Genomic DNA, 21054 nt, shown 5'->3' with positions numbered 1-21054 from the left:
GAGGCGATAGCAGTCGGTGCTGTGGAAGGATATACATCCAGCTATCGTCTCTTTTATTTATGAATTTATCTTTTGCCTGCTCATTTATTTCCTGTTCAGCAATCGTTTTTAAAATTTTGTTGCTTGCATCTATTAATAAAAGCTACCTCCTATTTTGCATCTTTTGAAAAAACAAAGAGCCACAGATTTCATGAACTTCATAAGTGTTTATTACGTCTTTTGCCTCCAACCAGCCTTTTCTGGCAATTCCTACCCCATACTTTACATCATTTAAGCCTTCTATGCTGTGGGCATCAGGGCATATCGCAAGTTTTACCCCTTTTTCTTTTGCATGTTTTACATATCGCCAGTCTAAATCAAGCCTATAAGGGTTTGCGTTTATCTCAATTATCTTGCCATAATGGGCTGCTGCTTCTATAACTTCATATATATCTATTTCATAACTGTCTCTCGCTAAAAGAAGCCTCCCTGTAACATGCCCTATTATAGTTGTATATTTATTTTCTATGGCCTTTATCATTCTTTTTGTCATATCTTCTTTACTCATCCTGAAATGAGAATGGATGGATGCAATCACAAATTCAAATTGCTTTAATATCTCCTCTCCATAATCTAAAGAACCGTCAGGCAGTATATCAGACTCTATCCCTTTGAAAATGACTATATCGTTATATTTTTTATTTAACTCCTCTATTTCCTCCCATTGCCTTACTAAGTCTTCTTCTTTAAGACCTCCTGCATAAAAAGCAGATTTGCTGTGGTCTGTGATGCCTATATACTTATACCCCAATTTTCTCGCCGCCTCTACCATTTCTACCAGGGTATTAGCCCCATCGCTGTAAGTCGTATGAACGTGGAAAACTCCCTTTATATCTTTTTCTTCTATTAATTTCGGAAGCTCACCTTTTTCTGCCGCTTCTATCTCTCCCATGTTTTCTCTTAATTCCGGAGGAATATATAAAAGTCCTAATTTATTAAATATCTCCTCTTCGCTTTTACATTCTATAAGTTTGTCTCCTTTAAAAAGGCCGTACTCGTTCATTTTGATACCCATTTGCTTCGCCCTATGCCTCATTGCAGTATTGTGCTCTTTGCTGCCTGTGAAATGATGAAGTGCATAAGGAAATTCTTTTTCCGTTACAACTCTTAAATCTGTATTTATACCCGACTTTAAAGTGACACTGGTTTTTGTATCTCCTTTTGCTATAACTTCCCTTACATCTTGGTAATTTACAAAGGCTTCCATAACCTTTGAGGAATCTGATGCTGAAGCCAAAATATCAATATCTTTTACTATCTCTTTTTTCCTTCGCAAACTTCCTGCAATTTCCGTCACTAATGCAGTTTTAGTCATATCTAAATATTCCTTTAATTTAAGCGCTTCTGTGTAAACTTCTGCAAATAAATGCTGACCGCTAAATTGTTTCACAAACTGTATCCCTTCAAAAATTTTCTTTTGAGTCTTTACCCCAAACCCCGGAAGGTCTACCAATCTATTCTCTATACAAGCGTACTCCAATTCTCTAATTGTGGTGATATTCAATTTTTCGTATATAATCTTTATCTTTTTCGGACCAAGTCCGGGAATTTTAAGCATTTCAACAAGCCCTTCAGGAATAGATGCTTTTAAATTCTCATAATATTCCATTTTACCCGTTAAAACCAGCTCTGTAATCTTTTTATTAATTGCTTCCCCTATTCCCTTTATCTCTTTTAACCTGTCTTCTTTGACAAGAGTTTCTATATCTTCCTCCAATAGCTCTATTGTCCTTGCAGCATTATAATAAGCTCTCGATTTAAAAGGATTTTCCCCTTTAAGCTCTAGCAATAAACCTATATCGTTTAAAATATTGGCAATTTCCTTTTTATCCATTTTACATTTCCCCTTTAACACACAAAATCCTTAGTACATTATACCACAGAAAAAATGAAAAAGAGAGGAGATAAAACCTCTCTTTCCTCTCTAATTACAGCAAGCTTCCAAATCTTTTTATAAATCTCATTTTAACGGATTGTGCCAAAGTCAAGTATGCAAGAAGCGTAGCTGCCAAGAACAAGAAGTATATTCCCGGTAGAGGCATCATTCCAAGTTTCGCACCAAAAGAAGTAAATGGCACAATTGTTCCTACTGTAACAGCTGCCGAGGTAAAAAGTAATAGCGGCCATGAAGCAATGCTTTGTATAAACGGAATCTTTTCGGTCCTAAGCATGTGAACTACCATTGTTTGTGTCCATAAGCTTTCCACAAACCAGCCTGTTTGGAAGAGCGAAACAAAATTCTGTTTAAGCACTTCAGGCAACAGGAAGTAAGAGCCACCTATAACTATTGGACCAATCAAGAAAAACATCAAAGCATAAGTTGTAATATCAAAAATTGAACTTGTAGGTCCAAACCATACCATGAAATTGCCTATATTTGCGGCATCCCATTTTCTTGGCTTTTGTATATATTCTTTATCCACTGTATCCCAAGGCACTGATGTCATTGATAAATCATAAATCAAGTTAAGGAAGAGTAGTTGCAATGGATGCATTGGCAAAAAAGGTAAAAATGCACTTGCTACTAAAACTGAAAATACATTACCAAAATTAGAGCTCGATGTAATTGCAATGTATTTCATGATATTACCAAAAATTCTGCGCCCTTCCACAACTCCTTCTTCTAATACTGTAAGACTTTTTTCCAAAAGTATTATATCCGCAGATTCTTTAGCGATATCTACTGCAGAGTCAACTGAAATTCCAACGTCTGCTTCTCTTAAGGCAGGAGCATCATTAATTCCATCTCCCATATATCCAACAATGTGGCCTTTATTTTGTAAAGTCTTTATTATTTTCGATTTTTGCATAGGAGAAAGTTTTGCAAAAATTGTCGTTTTTTCCGCTACTTCTGCTAATTCTTCATCTGTCATATTCTCTATTTCATTTCCCAACAAAACATTCTCTACATTAATCCCCACTTCTTTACAGATCTTCTTTGTCACTATTTCATTGTCACCAGTGAGAATTTTTACATCTACGCCATGCTCTTTCAATGCTTTTATCGCATAAGGTGCAGATTCTTTTGGCGGATCGAGAAAACCTATATAACCCATGAGAACCATCTTACTTTCATCTGCTACACTGAAAACTCCCTCTGGTGGAACATCATTTTTTTGAGCTACGGCAAGCACCCTCATTCCATCTTCATTTAGTCTTTTTACCATTTCTCTTACTTCTTGGCGTATTTCATCTGTCAAAGGAACTACTTCGCCTTTGTACTCAGCATATTCACAGATAGAAAGAACCTCTTCAACGGCACCTTTAGTCACCAGCTGCCTTTTTCCACCCTCGCTCTCTAAAACTACGGACATTCTGCGCCTTACAAAATCAAAGGGTATCTCATCAACTTTTTTATATATTTTCTCCAATCCATTAAAACCCTTTTCAGCTCCATACTCTAAAATGGCTACATCCATTAAGTTTCTTAAGCCCGTTTGATAAAAACTGTTCAGATACGCATGCCTTAAAACTCTGTCATCTTCATTCCCATGTATGTCAAGATGTTTTTCTACAACTATTTTATTTAACGTCAAAGTACCAGTTTTATCAGTACAAAGTACATCCATTGCTCCAAAATTTTGTATAGCATCTAATCTTTTGACAATTGTTTTGCGCTTTGCCATTGTCACAGCACCTTTAGCAAGGTTGGTAGTGACTATCATTGGAAGCATTTCGGGAGTAAGTCCAACAGCTACAGCTAAGGCAAAAAGCAATGCATCCAACCAATTACCCTTTGTAAGACCATTTATAACAAAAACAATTGGAAACATCACTGTCATAAACTTGATGAGCACTTTACTTACATTGTTAATTCCTCTTTCAAAACTTGTCATCACTCTATGCCCTACAAGGGATTTTGCCATTGAACCAAAATAAGTACGGTCACCTGTTGAAAGAACTACAGCAATTGCAGAACCACTTACTACATTAGTACCCATAAAACATATATTTTCTAAATCTGAAAGGTTTAAATCCTTAGCTTTTCTTTTTTCTTCTTTTAAATCTGGATATTTCTCCACAGGTTCGGATTCTCCCGTCAAAGTTGCTTGGTTTATAAACAAGTCTTTAGAAGTAATAACCCTAACATCCGCAGGTACCATGTCACCTGCTGCCAAATGTATTATGTCACCCGGCACTATTTCCTCTATTTTTATCTCTTTTTCACCTGTATCTTTGCGAATAACTGCAGCTGTTGTATAGACAAGAGCTTTTAGTTTTTCAGCTTCCACATTAGAACGGTACTCTTGAACAAAACGAAGTAGTCCACTAACCGTTACCATTATAGAAATAATAATTATCGTGCTCCAATCTCTGTCTTGAGGTGCAGTAAAAAGTACATCCGTTATATATGATACAATTGCTAAAAATACCAATATACCTATAAAGGGATTTACAAAAGCTTTAATCAATTGAATATACCATGGAGCCGGTTTTTCATGGGCTATCTCATTTAACCCATACATTTCAAGCCTGTCTTGCGCTTCCTCAGAAGTCAGTCCTTCTCTATCTGTACCTAATTGTGCTAAAATTTCATCAACATCTTTTCTAGCAAACTCAATTAATTGTGTGAGTATCGAATCTGTGAAGCCATTTTTCTTTGCGATTTTGATCATTCCCATACACCTCCAAAACACAATAATAGACTAAGGCTGCCGTGTCTACTGCAACCTTCCAGTTACAGTATTTGTTTTTTTGTAAAAAACTTTCGCATTTAGACGATGGAATTAAATGGAGTTAGTCTGAGAATTGTTTTGGAGGTATATGTAATAGGACATCAAAAGAAGGGATAAATGGGCAATCCTACGAAGAGCAAAATTTATAGAAAAGCCACCTGTGAGAAGAATGGACGTGGCCTCAAACTTTGCCCATCCTTCTTTAATGTCACATTACATATACCTTTGTAGCTTTTACTACTACCTCCACCGTCCATTCTTCTCACCTCCGTTTTTTAGCAAATTAAAAAACCTCTCAACGAATGAAAGAGGTTTTTAGACATTTCAATTCGTTGAGCTTTGGCACTATACAGCTTTGGAGCATCCTCCAGCTGCATTAAGTAAAACCTTAATTCGGTAATACTTGTTGACCCGTTAGCATCTCTCGATGTTTCCGGGCAGCAGCGTGTATCTGTATAGGAGCCTCACCTAACGATTGTATTAACTTGTGTCCTTCTACATTATATTCTTCTATTTACAATTTGTCAATCTATTTTGAAAAATTTTTTACAAAAACAACTTTGTACCTATAAAATGGGTTAGATAAGAAAAAGTAATACCTATCGTTGAGCCCATTAATACATCTGAAGGATAATGCAGTCCCATATATATCCTCGAAAGTCCCACAAGTACCGCCAGTGAAATAAAGAATACTGCAAGGCTTGGAAAAAATATTGAAAAAGTCATAGCAAGTGAAAAACTGGCAGTAGCATGACCAGAAGGAAAAGAATAATCCTTTAAAAGATGTTTAAAAGTGTTTGTATTAGCTAATACCATATAAGGCCTTGGTCTTGTATATTTTCTTTTTAAAAGTTGAACAAACAAATGGCTGCTTACAAGTGCAGTTAAAGCTTCTACAGCAGAGGCTTTTACATCGTTTTTTCCAAAAAAAATTAAAAACAAGCAAGAAAATATTGTAAAAAAAGGACCGCCTATATGAGTTATTTTAGGCATTATTTTGTCCAATATATTACATTTTATTCTTTCGTTTATATAGAAAAAAATGTTTTTGTCTTTGTCAAGAAGCACTCTTTTTATTTGCATCAGCAAAATCCCCTCCCTACAATCTCATTTCACTAATGCTTTTATCGAAATTTTTCAGCACAATTTCACACACTCTATCAGCAGAATTTTTATAAATCAATTATTCCCTTCTTTCTTTCATATCCTCAGGTTTGTCAGGTATCAATGTTAATTCTGCGTTAAATTTTTTCTTACATAATATTATACCATATATTATACCATTATTTCAGCTATCCACTGCAAAAAATAAAAAGGGGAAATACCCCTTTAAGCAATTGCTTTCTTTTTAATTTCTTCAATAGCATTTCTAACTTGAGGAATTAGTGAAACCGCAAAACATATTGCCACTTCTACACCTATTATGCTTCCATTGACTAAAAGTGAATAAACTATAGGGCTCATTCCTTCTGGTGCATAGCTTGCAAAAAAGAACACTCCCGATAAAAAGTGAGAGAAAAATCGTCCAAATCCACCGACTAAAATTCCCAAACTTAGGTTTTTTCTAAAAAAGCCAGCAAGTCCTAAAGCACCGAAGGCCAAAGGATAGTCGAGAAGTACTTGCACCCATTGGACAATAAATGGGTCTTGAATAAGTTGTAAAAATCCATACGCCATTCCTACAATCACACCAGGACCTGGTCCATAATAATAGGCAAAGATAAAAAGCGGCAACATGCTGGCAGGTGTAATAGAACCACCTTGAGGCCAGTGATAAAATCTTATATAAGACAGCACGAAAGAAATAGCGATTGAAAGTGCTCCGTAGACAAGCATTTTTGTGTCAAATTTGACACTTTTTCGCATCAGATATAAAAGAAAAGCTGCCAATAAAATTGCTAATATAACCGATAAAGTCACTGGTTTTATTTGAGCAAAATCAGAAAAAATACTTAAAAGGTAGGACATAAACAAAAACACCTCCATTTTTCAAGGAGGCTATGTTCGCTGAAAAAAATACCGCGAAATGCGGTATTTTTGAGCCGCATTCCCTACGGAGGCATTACCCTCATCAGGTTCCAAGGGTTTGGCATCAATGCCATCTCAGCCGTTAAGGCTCCCCCAGCGGACATAACCTCTATTTTATTTTCTCTTTTACTTTATCACTTTTTGTTTCATATGTCAATAATAATTATTAAATGCTATCAACTTGCCATCTCTTCCTCTTTTTCAAACTGGCTGTTATAGAGGCTTGCATAAAAACCGCCTTTTTTAAGAAGCTCTTCGTGGGTACCCTGCTCTACAATATCTCCATGGTTCATGACAAGTATCAAGTCAGCATCCCGTATTGTAGAAAGCCTATGAACGATTATAAAGCTTGTGCGTCCTTTCATAAGGTAATCCATCGCTTTTTGTATTTGTATTTCTGTAAGGGTATCTACAGAGCTTGTAGCCTCATCGAGTATGAGAATTTTTGGATCTTTCAAAATAGCTCTTGCTATAGTTAGTAACTGCTTTTGCCCTTGAGAAATATTTGTGGTCTCTTCATTTAATACCATGTTATAGCCCCCTGGCAATGTCCTTACAAAATGATCCACATAAGCTGCCTTAGCAGCTTTTATAACTTCCTCCTCAGTAGCGTCAAGACGGCCATATCTTATATTGTCCATAATAGTACCATTGTAAAGCCATGTATCTTGAAGTACCATGCCAAAAAGTGAACGCAAATCTTCCCTCGTAAAATCTCTTATATCATGCCCGTCAATTAAAATAGCTCCTTCATTCACATCGTAAAAGCGCATTAAAAGTTTCACTATAGTAGTCTTTCCTGCCCCAGTAGGACCAACAATTGCAACTTTTTGTCCTGCCTTAATAGAAGCAGAAAAGTTATTTATTACCATTTTATCAGATCTATATCCAAAACGAACATTTCTAAACTCCACATTTCCTTTTATATCTTCAATTTTTACAGGCTGTGAATTATCTGGAACTTCTTCTTCCTCCTCCAAAAATTCAAATACTCTTTCTGCGCAAGCAGCAGTTTGTTGTAGTATATTGGAAATATTTGCGATCTGAGCAATAGGCTGTGTAAAAGAGCGGATATACTGTATAAACGCCTGAATATCCCCTACTTCTATTGCATTTTTTATTACCAACCAACTACCCAAAACTGTAACCGCCACATAACCCAAGTTTCCTGTTACATTCATAAGAGGCATCATAATACCTGTCAAAAACTGTGACTTCCAAGCTGCTCCGTACAAAGAGTTATTTAATACATTAAACTTTTCAATACTTTTTTTCTCTCCATTAAAAGCCTTTACTATATTATGGCCTCCATACATTTCCTCTACATGACCATTTACATGCCCTAAATAATCCTGCTGCTCTCTAAAATACCTTTGTGAATGTTTGACAATAAAGGCAATTACCAAAGAAGACAAAGGAATTATCAAAAGTGCTACTAAAGTCATAAGCCAGTTTATGGTAAACATCATAATCAAAACGCCTACTACTGTCGTCACAGAAGTAATTATCTGAGTTAAACTTTGATTAAGAGTCTGAGTAATTGTATCCACGTCATTTGTAATACGAGACAATATTTCCCCTTGATTCGTGCTTTCAAAATACTTCAAAGGCAAGCGATTGATTTTTTGTGAGATTTCTTTTCTAAACCTATAGGTAACTTTCATTGAAACACCTGACATTATCCATCCTTGCAGGTATCCAAATAAAGCACTTAAACCATATAAGCCTATGAGAATTAGAATTATCTTCTCTACATATTCAAAATCTATTCCACTGCCTTTTCCAGTTATCTTATCCATTACGCCTTCAAAAATTTTCGTTATCGCTTTACTGAGTATTTTAGGACCCGCAATGGAGAAGGAAGCACTAAGTGCTGCTAATACAAATACACTTATAATAGAAGCTTTATAAACAGATAAATATTTTATCAATTTTTTCATTGTACCCTTAAAATCTCGCGCTTTTTCTCCACCGCGAACCATGCCATGGGGGCCGCCTCCCATTCCTGGCCCGCGAAGTCTGGGCATCTGTTTGGGGTCTATTCTTCTATTTTCACTCATGCCAATTCCTCCTCCGATAGCTGTGATAAAGCTATTTCTCTGTAAGTTTGACAGTTTTTAAGTAATTCTTTGTGTTTCCCTATGCCCACAATTTTCCCTTCTTCAAGTACTATTATTTGATCTGCATGTAAAAGAGTTGACACCCTTTGCGACACCATTATAACAGTGCTTGATTTTAGCCTTTCTCTTAAGGCTTTCCTTAAAGCTGACTCTGTTTTGAAGTCAAGAGCTGAAAAACTTTCATCAAAAATGTATATTTCAGGCTTTTTAACAAGAGCACGAGCAATGGAAAGCCTCTGCTTTTGCCCTCCTGAAACGTTTGTTCCTCCTTGTGCAATCTCTGAATCAAATTTCTTGGTCTTTTCATTTATAAATTCCATTGCTTGTGCAATTTCTGCTGCTTCTTTTACTTCCTCGTCCGTAGCCTGGTCATTTCCGTATTTCAAATTTGATTTAATTGTACCACTGAAAAGCCAACTTTTTTGGGGTACATATCCTATTCTGCTGCGTAAATCTTCCTGCCTTACCTCTCTTACATCTACACCATCAACCAAAACCTGTCCTTCTGTCACATCGTAAAATCTCAAGATCAAATTCACTAAGGTACTCTTTCCAGAACCTGTTCTTCCTATTATGCCTACTGTCTGCCCTGGCAAAACCTTGAAGTTTATGTCCTTTAAAGCGTACTCTTCAGCACCTGGATATTTAAAAGATACATTCCTAAATTCTACAGTTCCAGCCATATTTTCATTAAATTGTTTTGGATTTTCTGGGTCTTTTATAGAAGGCTCTGTAGCCAAAACCTCAGCAATACGCTCTGCCGATACTGATGCTCTTGGTATCATTATAAACAGCATTGAGAACATCAAAAATGCAAAGATAATCTGTATAGCGTATTGCATAAATGCCATCATGTCTCCAACTTGCATGCTGGAATTTTGGATTTGGTGAGCTCCTACCCATACTATCAAAAGAGTAATTCCATTCATCACAAGCATCATAGATGGAAATATAAATGCCATAGCACGATTTACAAAAAGCCCTACTTTTGTAATATCTTGATTAGCTTTGTCAAAGCGCTCTTCTTCAAATTTTTGATTATTAAAAGCTCTTACCACCATTATTCCTGACAAATTTTCACGAGTAACTAAGTTTAATCTATCAATCAATTTTTGCATTAGCATAAACTTGGGCATCGCAATGGAGTACAATGCTGATATTATACCTAAAAGTACTATTACTGCTAAAGCTATAATCCAAGACATTGAAACACTTTTGCTAAGTGCTCTAAATACACCACCTATACCCATTATAGGCGCATAAAACACCATTCTTATCATAATTACAAGAAGCATTTGTATTTGTGTAATATCATTTGTAGTTCTTGTTATCAAAGAAGCCGTAGAAAATTTGTCAAATTCAGCATTAGAGAAGCTCTCTACTCTTGCAAATAAATCTCTTCTCAAATCTCTCGCTACTCCAGCTGCCACTTTTGATGCAAAAAATGCTACCATAATAGTGCTTAATGCACTCAGTCCAGTTATCAATAGCATTATAAGGCCAGTATGAAGAATGTAATCAGTTTGAATTTTGTCTGTATTTATGCCAATTGCCTTGTATTCTTCTTTTACAGCCATTGTTGCAGCTTGTATAACCATATTGTCACCTAAAGAAGCAAACTTTTTGTTCATTTCATCTCTTATTTGAATAAGTTGCTCTTCTGGCAGTTGAGACATCATAGCAAAGAGGTCTACATTTGCCGGTATTTTCTTTCCATTAAATTCTATACTTCCGTTTTTTGCACTGGCTTTAGCTTTTTCCACACCTGTAACAGCTAAAAAGGCTTTCCCCATAGGTAAATTTATTTTGTCAATTTCTGATTTATCTACGCTTTTAAGGACATATACAGGCTCTTTTGAAAGAATAGGATATTTTTTTACATATTTATCATAATCAGGACTGGATTTGTCTACTAATGTATAATCTTTTAAAATCTCTTCCTTTTCTTCAGGTGTAACAAATAGCAAAAGTTTATCCATTTCGCTTTTCCTTATAGCCTCAGGAACTGCATTTACTATGCCACCTTGCTGTATTCCATTGTTAACTATCTTGGACATATAGTCAGGCAATGACAAATCACTCATTGCTTGAACAAATATAAAGAACACTGCTAAAAAAATCAACAGAATATAGGGTTTTAAATATTTCGCCAGTTTTACCATACCAACACCTTCTCCTCCTAAAAATTTGCCTCGATTTCTTTTGTGAGAACTACTTCTTTTTAAATTTCTACTTCCTCAACTTATTTACTTAATTTTGTTATACTTCCTCACTATAAATCATGTTGTTTTTCCAATATTTTTTTCAGTGCTTCTAATCCTTCAATTATTTTATTAAGGTCTTGTGGGCTTGCTCTACTTATTAATTTTTCAAACTTCTCTTCAGCTTCTTTGAAATGTTTTTGAAAAGTATCTTTAAACTTAGGAGTCACACTGACATAAACAACTCTTCTATCTTCAGTGCTTCTCGTCCTCTCTACCAAGCCTTGCTTTTCTAATCTGTCAATAATGCCAGAAACTGTACTATTGGAAAGCCCTAATTTTTGACTTAGGTCACTCACCTTCATTTCACCGTAATGAGCTAAAATGCCCATAAGCATTCCTTGAGGACCCGTAATATCAAAATCTTTACACTCATATTTCATAGAATGCTTTATAATATCCATTATTTGTTTTAAAAGCTTAAGTATCTTTAATCCATTGTTTATCTCTTCCATCTTCACCACCGCAAATTATTTCGTATTAAAATATTTTGTATGCAAATATTTTGGACGCAAAATATATTTTACTCTTCTCATAATATCATGTCAAGATTTCTTAAAGCTTTTCAAAAAAATAAAATAAAAAAACCGCTCAAATTTTTACGGCGGTTTTAGGATACAGCTACTATTTTATATAAATTAATCTCCCTTCTTTCTTGTCTAAGTCTATATATATTAAATACAGCAACAGAACCAAATAAAAAAGCCATAACTATATTGTCCTTATTTTTAAAAAACTCCTTTAAAATTTTTAAATAATCCATCCTCATCACCTTACTTTCCATGAAACATAAATTTTTAATGAACCTCTACTCCTTCATGTCTTAATAAAAATTTTTTTATTTCAATTCCCCCGCCAAAGCCTGTCAAATCTTCACTGCTTCCAATGACTCTGTGGCAAGGGATAATAATGGGAATAGGATTCTTATTAAGAGCCTGCCCTACTGCTCTTGCCGCCTTTGGCTTTCCAATTAATCTCGCAATCTCTCCATATGTCTTAACTTCACCATAAGGAATTTTTAAAATCTCCTTCCACACGGCCTTCTGAAACTCTGTACCTTGCAAATCCAACCGCACGTCAAAATTTTTTAATTTCTTTTGAAAATATAGGTCAAGCTGCCTAATACACTCTTCAATATAAAAATCGCTGCCTTCTTTAAAACCTTCTAATGAAGATTTCTCATTTTCAAAGTCAATGCGGCATATACCTTTTCCTGATGAAAAAATAGTGAGAACACCAACAGGAGAGATAAATTTTTTATATAGCACAGTCTCATCTCCTTGAATCTATAAAAACTGGTAAATTAATTATAACACAATATGAAAAGAAAAAATATTGTAAAATTTTTTGAGTAATCGTTTCAGGCTATTTTAACTCTATTGACAAGATTCAATCGTTGTTGTACTATCAAAGTGTAAAGAGATTGTTAAATGAATAACAATTGAAATATTGCACAAAATATCGTTGATGCCTAAAATTTGTGTAATATACCCTGAAATTTTTTAGAATCATCTGACAATCTCTTTATTTAAATAAAATATTTTGTTAAATTATTAACACATGGAGGTGTTCTTATGCCTACCTTATTACAAGAAAAAAAGGAAACAAAAGAAAAAACAGAAGTAAAAGAAACAACAGATGTTAAAAAGCAGATAGACCTATTAGTAGAAAGAGCGAAAAGAGCACAAGAAAAATTCATGTCATACACCCAAGAGCAAATTAATGAAATAGTCAAAGCCATGGCACTAGCAGGCATAGAAAAGCATGTAGAACTGGCAAAATTAGCTCATGAAGAGACGAAAATGGGGGTTTATGAAGACAAAATAACCAAAAACCTTTTTGCAGTAGAATATGTGTACAATTATATAAAAGACAAAAAAACTGTCGGCATCCTCAAAGAAAACTTAGAAGAAAATTATATGGAAGTGGCAGAACCTGTAGGAGTTATAGCCGGCGTAACACCTGTCACAAACCCGACTTCTACAACAATGTTCAAATGCCTCATTGCTATCAAAACAAGAAATCCAATAATTTTCAGCTTCCACCCAAAAGCATTAAAATGTAGTATAGAAGCAGCAAAGACGATGTACGAGGCAGCATTAAAGGCTGGTGCACCAGAAGGATGTATAGGATGGATTGAGACACCCTCAATTGAAGCAACACAACTTCTCATGACACATCCCGATATATCTCTTATCCTAGCAACAGGCGGCGCCGGAATGGTAAAAGCTGCTTACAGCTCAGGAAAACCCGCCCTTGGCGTAGGTCCTGGCAATGTCCCCTGCTACATTGAAAAAACTGCAAATATTAAAAGAGCAGTCTCAGACCTAATACTTAGCAAAACTTTTGACAATGGCACAGTATGCGCATCAGAACAAGCTGTGATAATAGACGAAGAAATAGCAGATGAAGTGAAAAAATTAATGAAAGAATATGGTTGCTATTTTCTCAATAAAGAAGAGACTAAAATGCTAGAAGAATTCGCTATAGACAAAAACACCGGTTTAATGAATCCAGCAGTTGTAGGTCAACCGGCAACAAAAATTGCTGAAATGGCTGGATTTAAAGTACCTGAAAACACAAAAATACTTGTAGCTGAATATCCTGCTGTAGGACCAGAATATCCTCTCTCCAGAGAAAAGCTAAGTCCAATACTTGCTTTATACACAGTCAAAGATTACAACGAAGGCATAAAAAGATGTGAAGATATGACAGAATTCGGCGGACTTGGTCACTCTGCAGTAATACATTCTGAAAACCAACAAATTATTAATGAATTTGCAAAAAGAGTACGAGCAGGAAGAATTCTTGTAAACGCCCCTGCTTCTCAAGGAGCTATTGGAGATATTTATAACACGGCTATCCCATCTTTGACTTTGGGTTGCGGTACAATGGGTAGAAATTCAACAACAGATAATGTAAGTGTTTATAACCTTATAAACATAAAACGAGTTTTTATAAGAAAAGAGAGAATGAAATGGTTCAGAGTTCCACCACAAATTTATTTTGAAAGAGGGTCATTACAATATCTGTCACAAGTAAAAGGCAAAAAAGCCTTTATTGTAACAGACCCTGTGATGGTTAAATTAGGTTTTGTAGATAAAGTAACGTATCAATTAGATAAGGCAAATATTAAATATGAAATATTCTCTGAAGTTGAACCAGATCCTTCAGTTGACACTGTAGAAAAAGGGGTAAAAATAATGAGAGGGTTTGAGCCTGACTTACTAATAGCTGTAGGTGGTGGTTCTGCAATAGATGCAGCGAAGGGAATGTGGCTTTTCTACGAATACCCTGATACAAAATTCGAAGACTTAAGGTTAAAATTTATGGACATAAGAAAAAGAACTTATAGATTTCCTGAACTGGGGAAAAAAGCTTTATTTATCGCAATACCAACCACCAGCGGTACAGGTTCTGAAGTTACTGCCTTTGCAGTTATAACAGACAAAAAGAAAAATATAAAGTACCCTCTCACAGATTACGAATTAACACCAGATATCGCTATAATAGACCCTGACCTCACAATGACAATACCACCCTCTGTCACAGCAGACACTGGTATGGACGCTTTAACCCATGCTATTGAAGCCTATGTATCTGTAATGGCATCAGACTATACAGACGCTCTCGCAGAAAAAGCTATAAAATTGATATTTGAATATCTACCTAAAGCATACAAAAACGGGCAAGATAAAGTCGCCCGCGAAAAGATGCACAATGCTTCATGCATAGCTGGAATGGCCTTCACAAATGCATTTTTAGGAATAAACCATAGTATGGCTCATATACTTGGTGCTAAATTCCATCTTCCACACGGAAGAGCAAATGCAATACTTCTGCCCTATGTCATAGAATACAATGCAGAACTCCCCAAGAAATTTGCAGCATTCCCGCAATATGAATATCCAAAAGCAGCCGAAAAATATGCAGAAATTGCAAAAATGTTAGGACTTCCTGCATCAACCGTTGAAGAAGGAGTACAAAGCCTCATTGAAGCGATAAAAAATCTCATGAAAGAACTTAATCTTCCTTTGACACTTAAAGAAGCAGGCATAAATAAAGAAGAATTCGAAAAACAAATAATGGAAATGTCGGATATAGCCTTTAATGACCAGTGCACTGGCTCAAATCCAAGAATGCCATTGGTATCCGAAATTGCAGAAATTTACAGAAAAGCCTATGGAGAATAAGGGTAAAACCGAAAGGTTTTACCCTTATTCAATTTCCAAAACAGACGTAAATTTTTCTATAAAAGACACTCCCGAAGCTGTCAGCAAAAGGCTTGAGGTTACCATAACTTCATTTACAGGAACAAACTCATATTTATCTTCTTTTTTCTCTCCATACCCATGAAAATCATGTATCATATAAGGAACACCTTTTTCTTTCCCAATGTAAATCATGGCATGCCCTGGCATATAGACTAATGCTCCTGGCTTTACACTGTCAAATACTTTTATTCTTTCTTCAATTGGCATTTCCTCAGTAAATTTATAAGATTTCCCCTCACTAACCTCTTGCTCATCTGCATTTCTAGGAAGCCTTATACCAAAAGTCTTAAAAATATACATTATATAACTAGAACAATCTCTACCTCCTAAACTATCCCCCCAACCGTATCTATCACCTATAAGTTTGAAAGCCTGCTTCAAAATGTTTTCTCTTGTATAGGGAAGATATCCAACATTTACATCTTCTTTCTTTGAAATTAGAGCATATCTAAACTCAAGATTCCTTTCTTCATTTCTAATAGGCAGTTTTATAAGATAATGTCCAATAACTGATTGATTGCCAACTTGATGTAAAACATTTCCTTCTTCTAGATATATTTTCGTCCCCATTGTAAATTCCAATTTAGAAACATTTTTATCAAAGGGATTGCTTTGAGTCTTTATATAGTTTCCTGTGACTACTAAAAAACTTAGTGAATTTATATAGTCAAATAACTCTTTTTTGTCTTTCGCAATTGCAATATCTTCTGCTTTAATCCATCCTCTGTAATTATACATCTGTATAAATAACCATTTTCTGTCTTTACTCTCGTGTAAAATAACTACAGGCTCTAAAGCTTGACATCCCGTCTCTTGAAACCTATCAAATTCTATATCTCCTTGTTTGTCAAAAACAGCTTCTTTCGTAGGAAAACTTCTTATAGAAGTATTTCTAATCGCTATACCATACCTTACTGGATTTACATCCTTAATTCCCTCCAAATTCGTATTTTTTATTACATCGTCATAAAAGTCTTCTTCTATGAGGTTGCCATACTTATCGTACATAGGCTTTTTAGGCATCTCATAACTTTTAATTAACTTAATAAGCTCATCTTTTTTTAAACTTTTTTTGTATGTCTCAAGGTCATATACTGTAACTACCTTATTTATTATCTTTCTGTTAAAGTTTTCAATCTCTTGTTGTGTCATAATAACTTTGTCGGTATTGTCTATTTTCCTAATCCAATATTCTGGACTTAACATATCTTCAAAAACCTCAAACATACAAACTCTCCCCTCATAAACAATAAAAGCAGGCAAAAATTTATAGAAAAAATTTTAAAAAAATGAAACTAAAAGCGAAGTTTTTCGTCTATACTATAGAGATATGTTTTTAAAAGGGGCGGTATACTAAATGGAAAAAAATTTTATTTAGTCATCATTTTAATACTAAGTCTGATATGTCTTCTTCTTGGGATAACAATATTTTTAACTGCTTTTCATCATGGTATTACATAAAAAGGAGAAGGAACGAAATGTAAAACTCCTTCTCCTTTTTCGTTATGCTCTTTCAAAATAATCTGCAACCTCTTTAAGATAATCAATTATTGTAAGATGTTGTGGACATACGCTCTCACAGGTACCACATTCAATGCAGGAACTCGCTTTTGCATCTCCCAAGTTTTCGTAATCCCTGCGGTTAGCTTCATAGGTGTTATACATATGAGCTTCGTTGTAAAGTTCAAAGTTCCTTGGTATATTTACACCATTTGGACAAGGCATGCAGTAGTTACACCCTGTACAGGCAATTGGTGAAAGCTCTTTGTATTTGTTTCTAACTTTACTCACAATCTCAAGTTCTTCTTTTGTTAAGGTATTTATTCCTGACCTTTTTGCGCTTTCAATATTTTCTTTTAGTTGCTCAAACGTGCTCATGCCACTTAACACAACCGAAACCTCCGGCTGATTCCATAACCATTGAAGTGCCCACTCTGCAGGGGTACGCTTAACCTTTGCAGTATCCCAAATGTCTTGCACTGCTTTTGGAGGGTTGGCAAGCCTTCCTCCTCTTATAGGCTCCATTATTACAACACCTAAGCCTTTTGAAGCAGCATATTTTAATCCCTTCTCTCCAGCCTGCACATCTATGTCCATATAGTTGTACTGTATTTGACAGAAATCCCATTTGTCATAATAATCTACAATCTCTTGGAATACAGGATACTCATCATGGAAGGAAAACCCTATGTATCTTATCTTCCCTTCTTGCTTCTTCTTTTCAGCCCAGCTTAAAGCATCAACTTTTTTCATGTTCTCCCATTTATTTTTATCTAAAGCATGCAAAAGATAAAAATCTATGTGGTCTGTCTGAAGTTTCTTGAGCTGTTCATTTAAATATTTGTCCATATCTTCTTTCTCGTTAATTAGCCAGGTGGGAAGTTTCGTAGCAAGAAAAGTTTTTTCTCGGTAACCATCTTTTAAAGCTTTACCTGCAACTATTTCGCTGTTACCTCCATGATACGGCCATGCTGTATCAATATAATTCACGCCATTGTCAATGGCGTATCTTATCATCCTTATCGCTTCCGCTTCATCTATTTTGCTGTTATCATTATCAATTGCAGGAAGTCTCATTAAACCAAATCCTAATGCAGATATTGCTATATTTAGTTTGCCAAATTGTCTGTATTGCATATCATCCTCTCCCCTTTGTAAAATATTTTAATTTATATTATATCATATATTTATTCCCTTTCTTTTCTGTATTTGTCCATTATCTCTGAGAAAATCTCTGCATTTGTAGGAGGAGTATAGGATATAGCATTAGCGCCTGCTTCTATCGTCTTTAAAATGGTTTCCTCAGTAGGACCTCCTGTTGCAATAATGGGTATGTCGGGACAAATATCTTTTACACGTTTTACTAAATCAGGTGTCTTTTGTGCACCAGATATGTTAAGTATTGTAGCGCCAGCTTCTACTCTCCCTTTTATGTCCTCTTTCTCCGACACTATAGTTACAACAATAGGTATATCTATTGTCGCTCTAATTTTTTTGATTATATCATTGGCAGTAGGAGCATTTACAACAACTCCCATTGCTCCAGAAAATTCCGCGTCAAGAGCCAAGTTAACAACTCTCTTTCCTTGTGTAAGTCCTCCACCCACCCCGCAAAATACCGGTATATCCGCTGCCATCATAAGAGCGTGAGTAATAACTGGCTGAGGAGTAAACGGATATACTGCTAAAACAGCATGAGCATTAGTATTTCTAATCAAAGCAATATCTGTTGTAAAAACAAGGGATTTTATTAATTTACCATAGACCTTTATTCCCGAAGCTTTTTGATGAATAACTTCAGGAACTAAAACCATCTTTTGCCTTAAAGGTGAAGTTATCTCGGGAACAAAATTATCAGACATTTTATCACCATCTTTTGCTCTTATTTTATAAAAATATTATATCAATAATTGTTTATAAATCAATGCCTTTTAAGAATTAATTCCATATTTTTCAAAGATCCATTTCTTACCGTATAAAGTCCATACAAAGCAAGAAGACACTATTAAAATTATCTTATTATTTCTTTACTTTTTAGTGTTTGAAAACAATTTTAGTTTAAAAATAATATTAAATTTTAAATTGTATTGTGTTTTTGCCACTTTTTTTGAAGGCTTATTAAATTTTTGTGAAAAAATTTCACAAAATATGTACAAAAATCATCTTTGTTTGCATAAAATTTAAATAGGGATTTAAAAGTTAATAATTTTTATCTTCACATTCTAATAGATTTTAAAAATATATATACAAAATTAAAAAAAGCCTGCAAAAGATTTACACTTTTAATGGGTATGTTGTCAATATGTATTAAATATGCTATAATAGTAATTGTGTACAAAATAAATATAATTTAAAATAAAATGTAACGGGGATTTAAAAAATGCTAAGAAAAAAGTGGCTTCCTCTAGTTGTGACCCTAATTTTTATCCTATCTGTTTTTTTGACCTCCTGTGGTAAGACAGAAACTCAAACGCCACAACAATCTCAAGAACAAAAAACAACACCTACAGCTTCAGTTCAAGATAGCGACAACTGGACTAAAGCAAAAGACACTTCAAAAATACCAGAAGCATCAAAGGCTCGTACCGACACACTTATAATAGGTCTTCATGAGCCAAAAGGAGTTTTCAATCCTCTCTATTCTGAAACATCATATGACAATTATGTAAACAGCGCTATTTTTGATAGTTTACTAGAGGTAGACTTCGATGGAACATACATTCCATCTCTTGCAAAGAGTTGGGATATAGACAAAGATAACAATACTATCACCTTCCATTTACGAGATGACGTAAAATTTAGTGATGGAACACCTTTGACAGCTAAGGACGTAGAATTTTCTTATTATGTACTAGCTGATCCTACTTATGATGGGCCAATTGCTTTATCTGCAGCAGGAATCAAAGGGTTTAAAGAATATAATGAAGGAAATGCAGACAAAATTGAAGGAATAAAAGTAATAGATGACCATACAATACAGATTCAATTAGAAAAAGTTCTCGGAACATCTTTGTCAGACCTTAATATCCCAGTTATCCCACAACATTATTATGGAAAAGACTTTGCTAAAGGCAAATTAGACGGAGTAAAGGCTTTAGAACAGCAGCCACTCGGCTCAGGTCCCTATGTATTTGAAAAATTTGTTCCTGGTCAAGAAGTTCGCTTAGTAGCAAATGAGAATTACTGGAAAGGTGCTCCAAAAATTAAACACTTAATTTACAAAACTACAACAGAGGAAACAGCTGTTCAAATGTTACAAACCGGTGAAACAGACTATGAGACCTCAAACATCACAGCAAAGAAAGATAACGTAGAGTTGCTAGAAAGCCTTGGATTTGTTGATTATAGCTTACTTCCAACTAATGGTTATGGTTATATAGCTTTCAATCACAAATTGCCAAAATTCCAGGATGTAAGAGTGCGTAAAGCATTAGCTTATGGTCTTAACCGCAAAGCTATAGTTGATGCTGTATATCAGGGCTTAGCAGAAGTAAGAGATGTGCCACAGTCTAAAGTATCATGGGCATATCCTGATGAAAAAGACATAATACATTATGACTATAACCCAGAAAAAGCAAAGCAGCTTTTAGATGAAGCTGGTTGGAAATTAGGACCAGATGGTTATCGTTATAAAGATGGTCAGAAATTTACAATACACTTCTTAGCTTCATCACCTAATCCAGTAAATGATGCTTTAGTGCCAATGGCAGTAGAAAATTATAAAGAATTGGGTATAGAATTTGTGGCAGAACCTCTTGAATTCAACGCCATAATTGACAAGGTCAATAAAGGCGATTTTGAAATGTACTTCATGGCTTGGGGCTTAACTCCTGAACCAGATCCTTATACTATATTCTTCTCAAAAGGGTCTCAGAATAAAATAGGGTATGCAAATCCAAAAGTTGATGAACTCATACTAAAGGGCCGTGAAGAAACAGATATTAATAAACGCAAGGAAATTTACCATGAACTTTACAAAGTATTAAACGATGACTTGCCATACATCTTCCTGTATCAGAGAAATGACCTCAATGCAAAGAACAGCAGAGTAGTAGGATTCCAGATCTCATCTTTCAGAGATTTTACTTATTCACTGTATCAAGCAGAAATTCTTCAGTACTAATTTAAATTTAAAAAGCCCGGGCTGTTAAGGGCC

Annotated in this window: 14 protein-coding genes and 2 riboswitches; of the genes, 2 read left to right on the top strand and 12 right to left on the bottom strand. The window is 35.0% G+C overall.

The window, feature by feature from the left end:
• Positions 1-142 precede the first annotated feature (142 nt).
• From polX to THEBR_RS01060, 9 genes are all read right to left on the bottom strand, one after another.
• The gene (polX, locus tag THEBR_RS01095) at positions 143-1873 is read right to left on the bottom strand and encodes a DNA polymerase/3'-5' exonuclease PolX (RefSeq protein ID WP_012268926.1); all 1731 of its coding nucleotides are present in this window, start codon (positions 1871-1873) and stop codon (positions 143-145) included.
• Positions 1874-1967: 94 nt separating this feature from the next.
• Complete coding sequence (gene mgtA, locus THEBR_RS01090) at positions 1968-4655, bottom strand: magnesium-translocating P-type ATPase (protein ID WP_012268925.1); 2688 nt, start codon at positions 4653-4655, stop codon at positions 1968-1970.
• A 380-nt stretch (positions 4656-5035) separates the two neighbouring features.
• Positions 5036-5198: riboswitch (M-box (ykoK) riboswitch) on the bottom strand.
• Positions 5199-5261: 63 nt separating this feature from the next.
• Positions 5262-5798: a phosphatase PAP2 family protein gene (locus THEBR_RS01085; protein WP_009052152.1), complete on the bottom strand. Its 537-nt coding sequence runs from the start codon at positions 5796-5798 to the stop codon at positions 5262-5264.
• 246 nt (positions 5799-6044) lie between these two features.
• Positions 6045-6683 carry an energy-coupled thiamine transporter ThiT gene (gene thiT / locus THEBR_RS01080; RefSeq protein WP_003868682.1) on the bottom strand — a complete coding sequence of 213 codons (639 nt, stop codon included), beginning with the start codon at positions 6681-6683 and terminating at the stop codon, positions 6045-6047.
• Positions 6684-6745: 62 nt separating this feature from the next.
• Positions 6746-6848, bottom strand: a riboswitch (TPP riboswitch).
• A gap of 71 nt (positions 6849-6919) precedes the next feature.
• Positions 6920-8803: an ABC transporter ATP-binding protein gene (locus tag THEBR_RS01075; protein WP_012268924.1), complete on the bottom strand. Its 1884-nt coding sequence runs from the start codon at positions 8801-8803 to the stop codon at positions 6920-6922.
• Positions 8800-11025, bottom strand: coding sequence for an ABC transporter ATP-binding protein (locus THEBR_RS01070; protein ID WP_012268923.1), 2226 nt, complete (start codon positions 11023-11025; stop codon positions 8800-8802). The genes THEBR_RS01075 and THEBR_RS01070 overlap by 4 nt, the downstream gene beginning before the upstream one ends.
• Before the next feature lie 110 nt (positions 11026-11135).
• Positions 11136-11579, bottom strand: coding sequence for a MarR family winged helix-turn-helix transcriptional regulator (locus THEBR_RS01065; RefSeq protein WP_009052150.1), 444 nt, complete (start codon positions 11577-11579; stop codon positions 11136-11138).
• A gap of 155 nt (positions 11580-11734) precedes the next feature.
• Positions 11735-11887: a hypothetical protein gene (locus tag THEBR_RS12205; RefSeq protein WP_012268614.1), complete on the bottom strand. Its 153-nt coding sequence runs from the start codon at positions 11885-11887 to the stop codon at positions 11735-11737.
• Positions 11888-11921: 34 nt separating this feature from the next.
• Positions 11922-12392 (bottom strand): methylated-DNA--[protein]-cysteine S-methyltransferase, encoded by a 471-nt coding sequence (locus THEBR_RS01060; protein WP_003868677.1) that lies wholly within the window; start codon positions 12390-12392, stop codon positions 11922-11924.
• A gap of 306 nt (positions 12393-12698) precedes the next feature.
• On the opposite strand from THEBR_RS01060, the gene adhE reads away from it, so the two are divergent.
• Complete coding sequence (gene adhE, locus THEBR_RS01055) at positions 12699-15317, top strand: bifunctional acetaldehyde-CoA/alcohol dehydrogenase (RefSeq protein ID WP_012268922.1); 2619 nt, start codon at positions 12699-12701, stop codon at positions 15315-15317.
• Positions 15318-15341: 24 nt separating this feature from the next.
• Here adhE and THEBR_RS01050 read toward each other — a convergent pair whose 3' ends face one another.
• From THEBR_RS01050 to THEBR_RS01040, 3 genes are all read right to left on the bottom strand, one after another.
• A complete protein-coding gene (locus tag THEBR_RS01050) occupies positions 15342-16625 on the bottom strand; it encodes a C40 family peptidase (RefSeq protein ID WP_012268921.1) in 1284 nt (427 codons plus the stop codon).
• 276 nt (positions 16626-16901) lie between these two features.
• Positions 16902-18035 (bottom strand): aldo/keto reductase, encoded by a 1134-nt coding sequence (locus THEBR_RS01045; RefSeq protein WP_012268920.1) that lies wholly within the window; start codon positions 18033-18035, stop codon positions 16902-16904.
• Between the two features lie 50 nt (positions 18036-18085).
• On the bottom strand, positions 18086-18760 hold the full coding sequence (locus THEBR_RS01040; protein WP_003869657.1) for a beta/alpha barrel domain-containing protein: 675 nt from the start codon (positions 18758-18760) through the stop codon (positions 18086-18088).
• Positions 18761-19278: 518 nt separating this feature from the next.
• Between THEBR_RS01040 and THEBR_RS01035 the strand changes: the two genes are divergently transcribed.
• Complete coding sequence (locus THEBR_RS01035) at positions 19279-21021, top strand: ABC transporter substrate-binding protein (RefSeq protein WP_003869656.1); 1743 nt, start codon at positions 19279-19281, stop codon at positions 21019-21021.
• The last annotated feature ends 33 nt before the right edge of the window (positions 21022-21054 follow it).

Source organism: Thermoanaerobacter brockii subsp. finnii Ako-1, from assembly GCF_000175295.2.
Classification (GTDB): Bacteria; Bacillota; Thermoanaerobacteria; order Thermoanaerobacterales; family Thermoanaerobacteraceae; genus Thermoanaerobacter; species Thermoanaerobacter pseudethanolicus.
This window is presented reverse-complemented; position numbering and strand designations above follow the sequence as displayed.

Bases quoted from the DNA above. Each gene is read 5' to 3' on its own strand.
- polX (WP_012268926.1), bottom strand. From the start codon at position 1,873: ATGGATAAAAAGGAAATTGCCAATATTTTAAACGATATAGGTTTATTG.
- mgtA (WP_012268925.1), bottom strand. From the start codon at position 4,655: ATGATCAAAATCGCAAAGAAAAATGGCTTCACAGATTCGATACTCACA.
- THEBR_RS01085 (WP_009052152.1), bottom strand. From the start codon at position 5,798: ATGCAAATAAAAAGAGTGCTTCTTGACAAAGACAAAAACATTTTTTTC.
- thiT (WP_003868682.1), bottom strand. From the start codon at position 6,683: ATGTCCTACCTTTTAAGTATTTTTTCTGATTTTGCTCAAATAAAACCA.
- THEBR_RS01075 (WP_012268924.1), bottom strand. From the start codon at position 8,803: ATGAGTGAAAATAGAAGAATAGACCCCAAACAGATGCCCAGACTTCGC.
- THEBR_RS01070 (WP_012268923.1), bottom strand. From the start codon at position 11,025: ATGGTAAAACTGGCGAAATATTTAAAACCCTATATTCTGTTGATTTTT.
- THEBR_RS01065 (WP_009052150.1), bottom strand. From the start codon at position 11,579: ATGGAAGAGATAAACAATGGATTAAAGATACTTAAGCTTTTAAAACAA.
- THEBR_RS12205 (WP_012268614.1), bottom strand. From the start codon at position 11,887: ATGGATTATTTAAAAATTTTAAAGGAGTTTTTTAAAAATAAGGACAAT.
- adhE (WP_012268922.1), top strand. From the start codon at position 12,699: ATGCCTACCTTATTACAAGAAAAAAAGGAAACAAAAGAAAAAACAGAA.
- THEBR_RS01050 (WP_012268921.1), bottom strand. From the start codon at position 16,625: ATGTTTGAGGTTTTTGAAGATATGTTAAGTCCAGAATATTGGATTAGG.
- THEBR_RS01045 (WP_012268920.1), bottom strand. From the start codon at position 18,035: ATGCAATACAGACAATTTGGCAAACTAAATATAGCAATATCTGCATTA.
- THEBR_RS01040 (WP_003869657.1), bottom strand. From the start codon at position 18,760: ATGTCTGATAATTTTGTTCCCGAGATAACTTCACCTTTAAGGCAAAAG.
- THEBR_RS01035 (WP_003869656.1), top strand. From the start codon at position 19,279: ATGCTAAGAAAAAAGTGGCTTCCTCTAGTTGTGACCCTAATTTTTATC.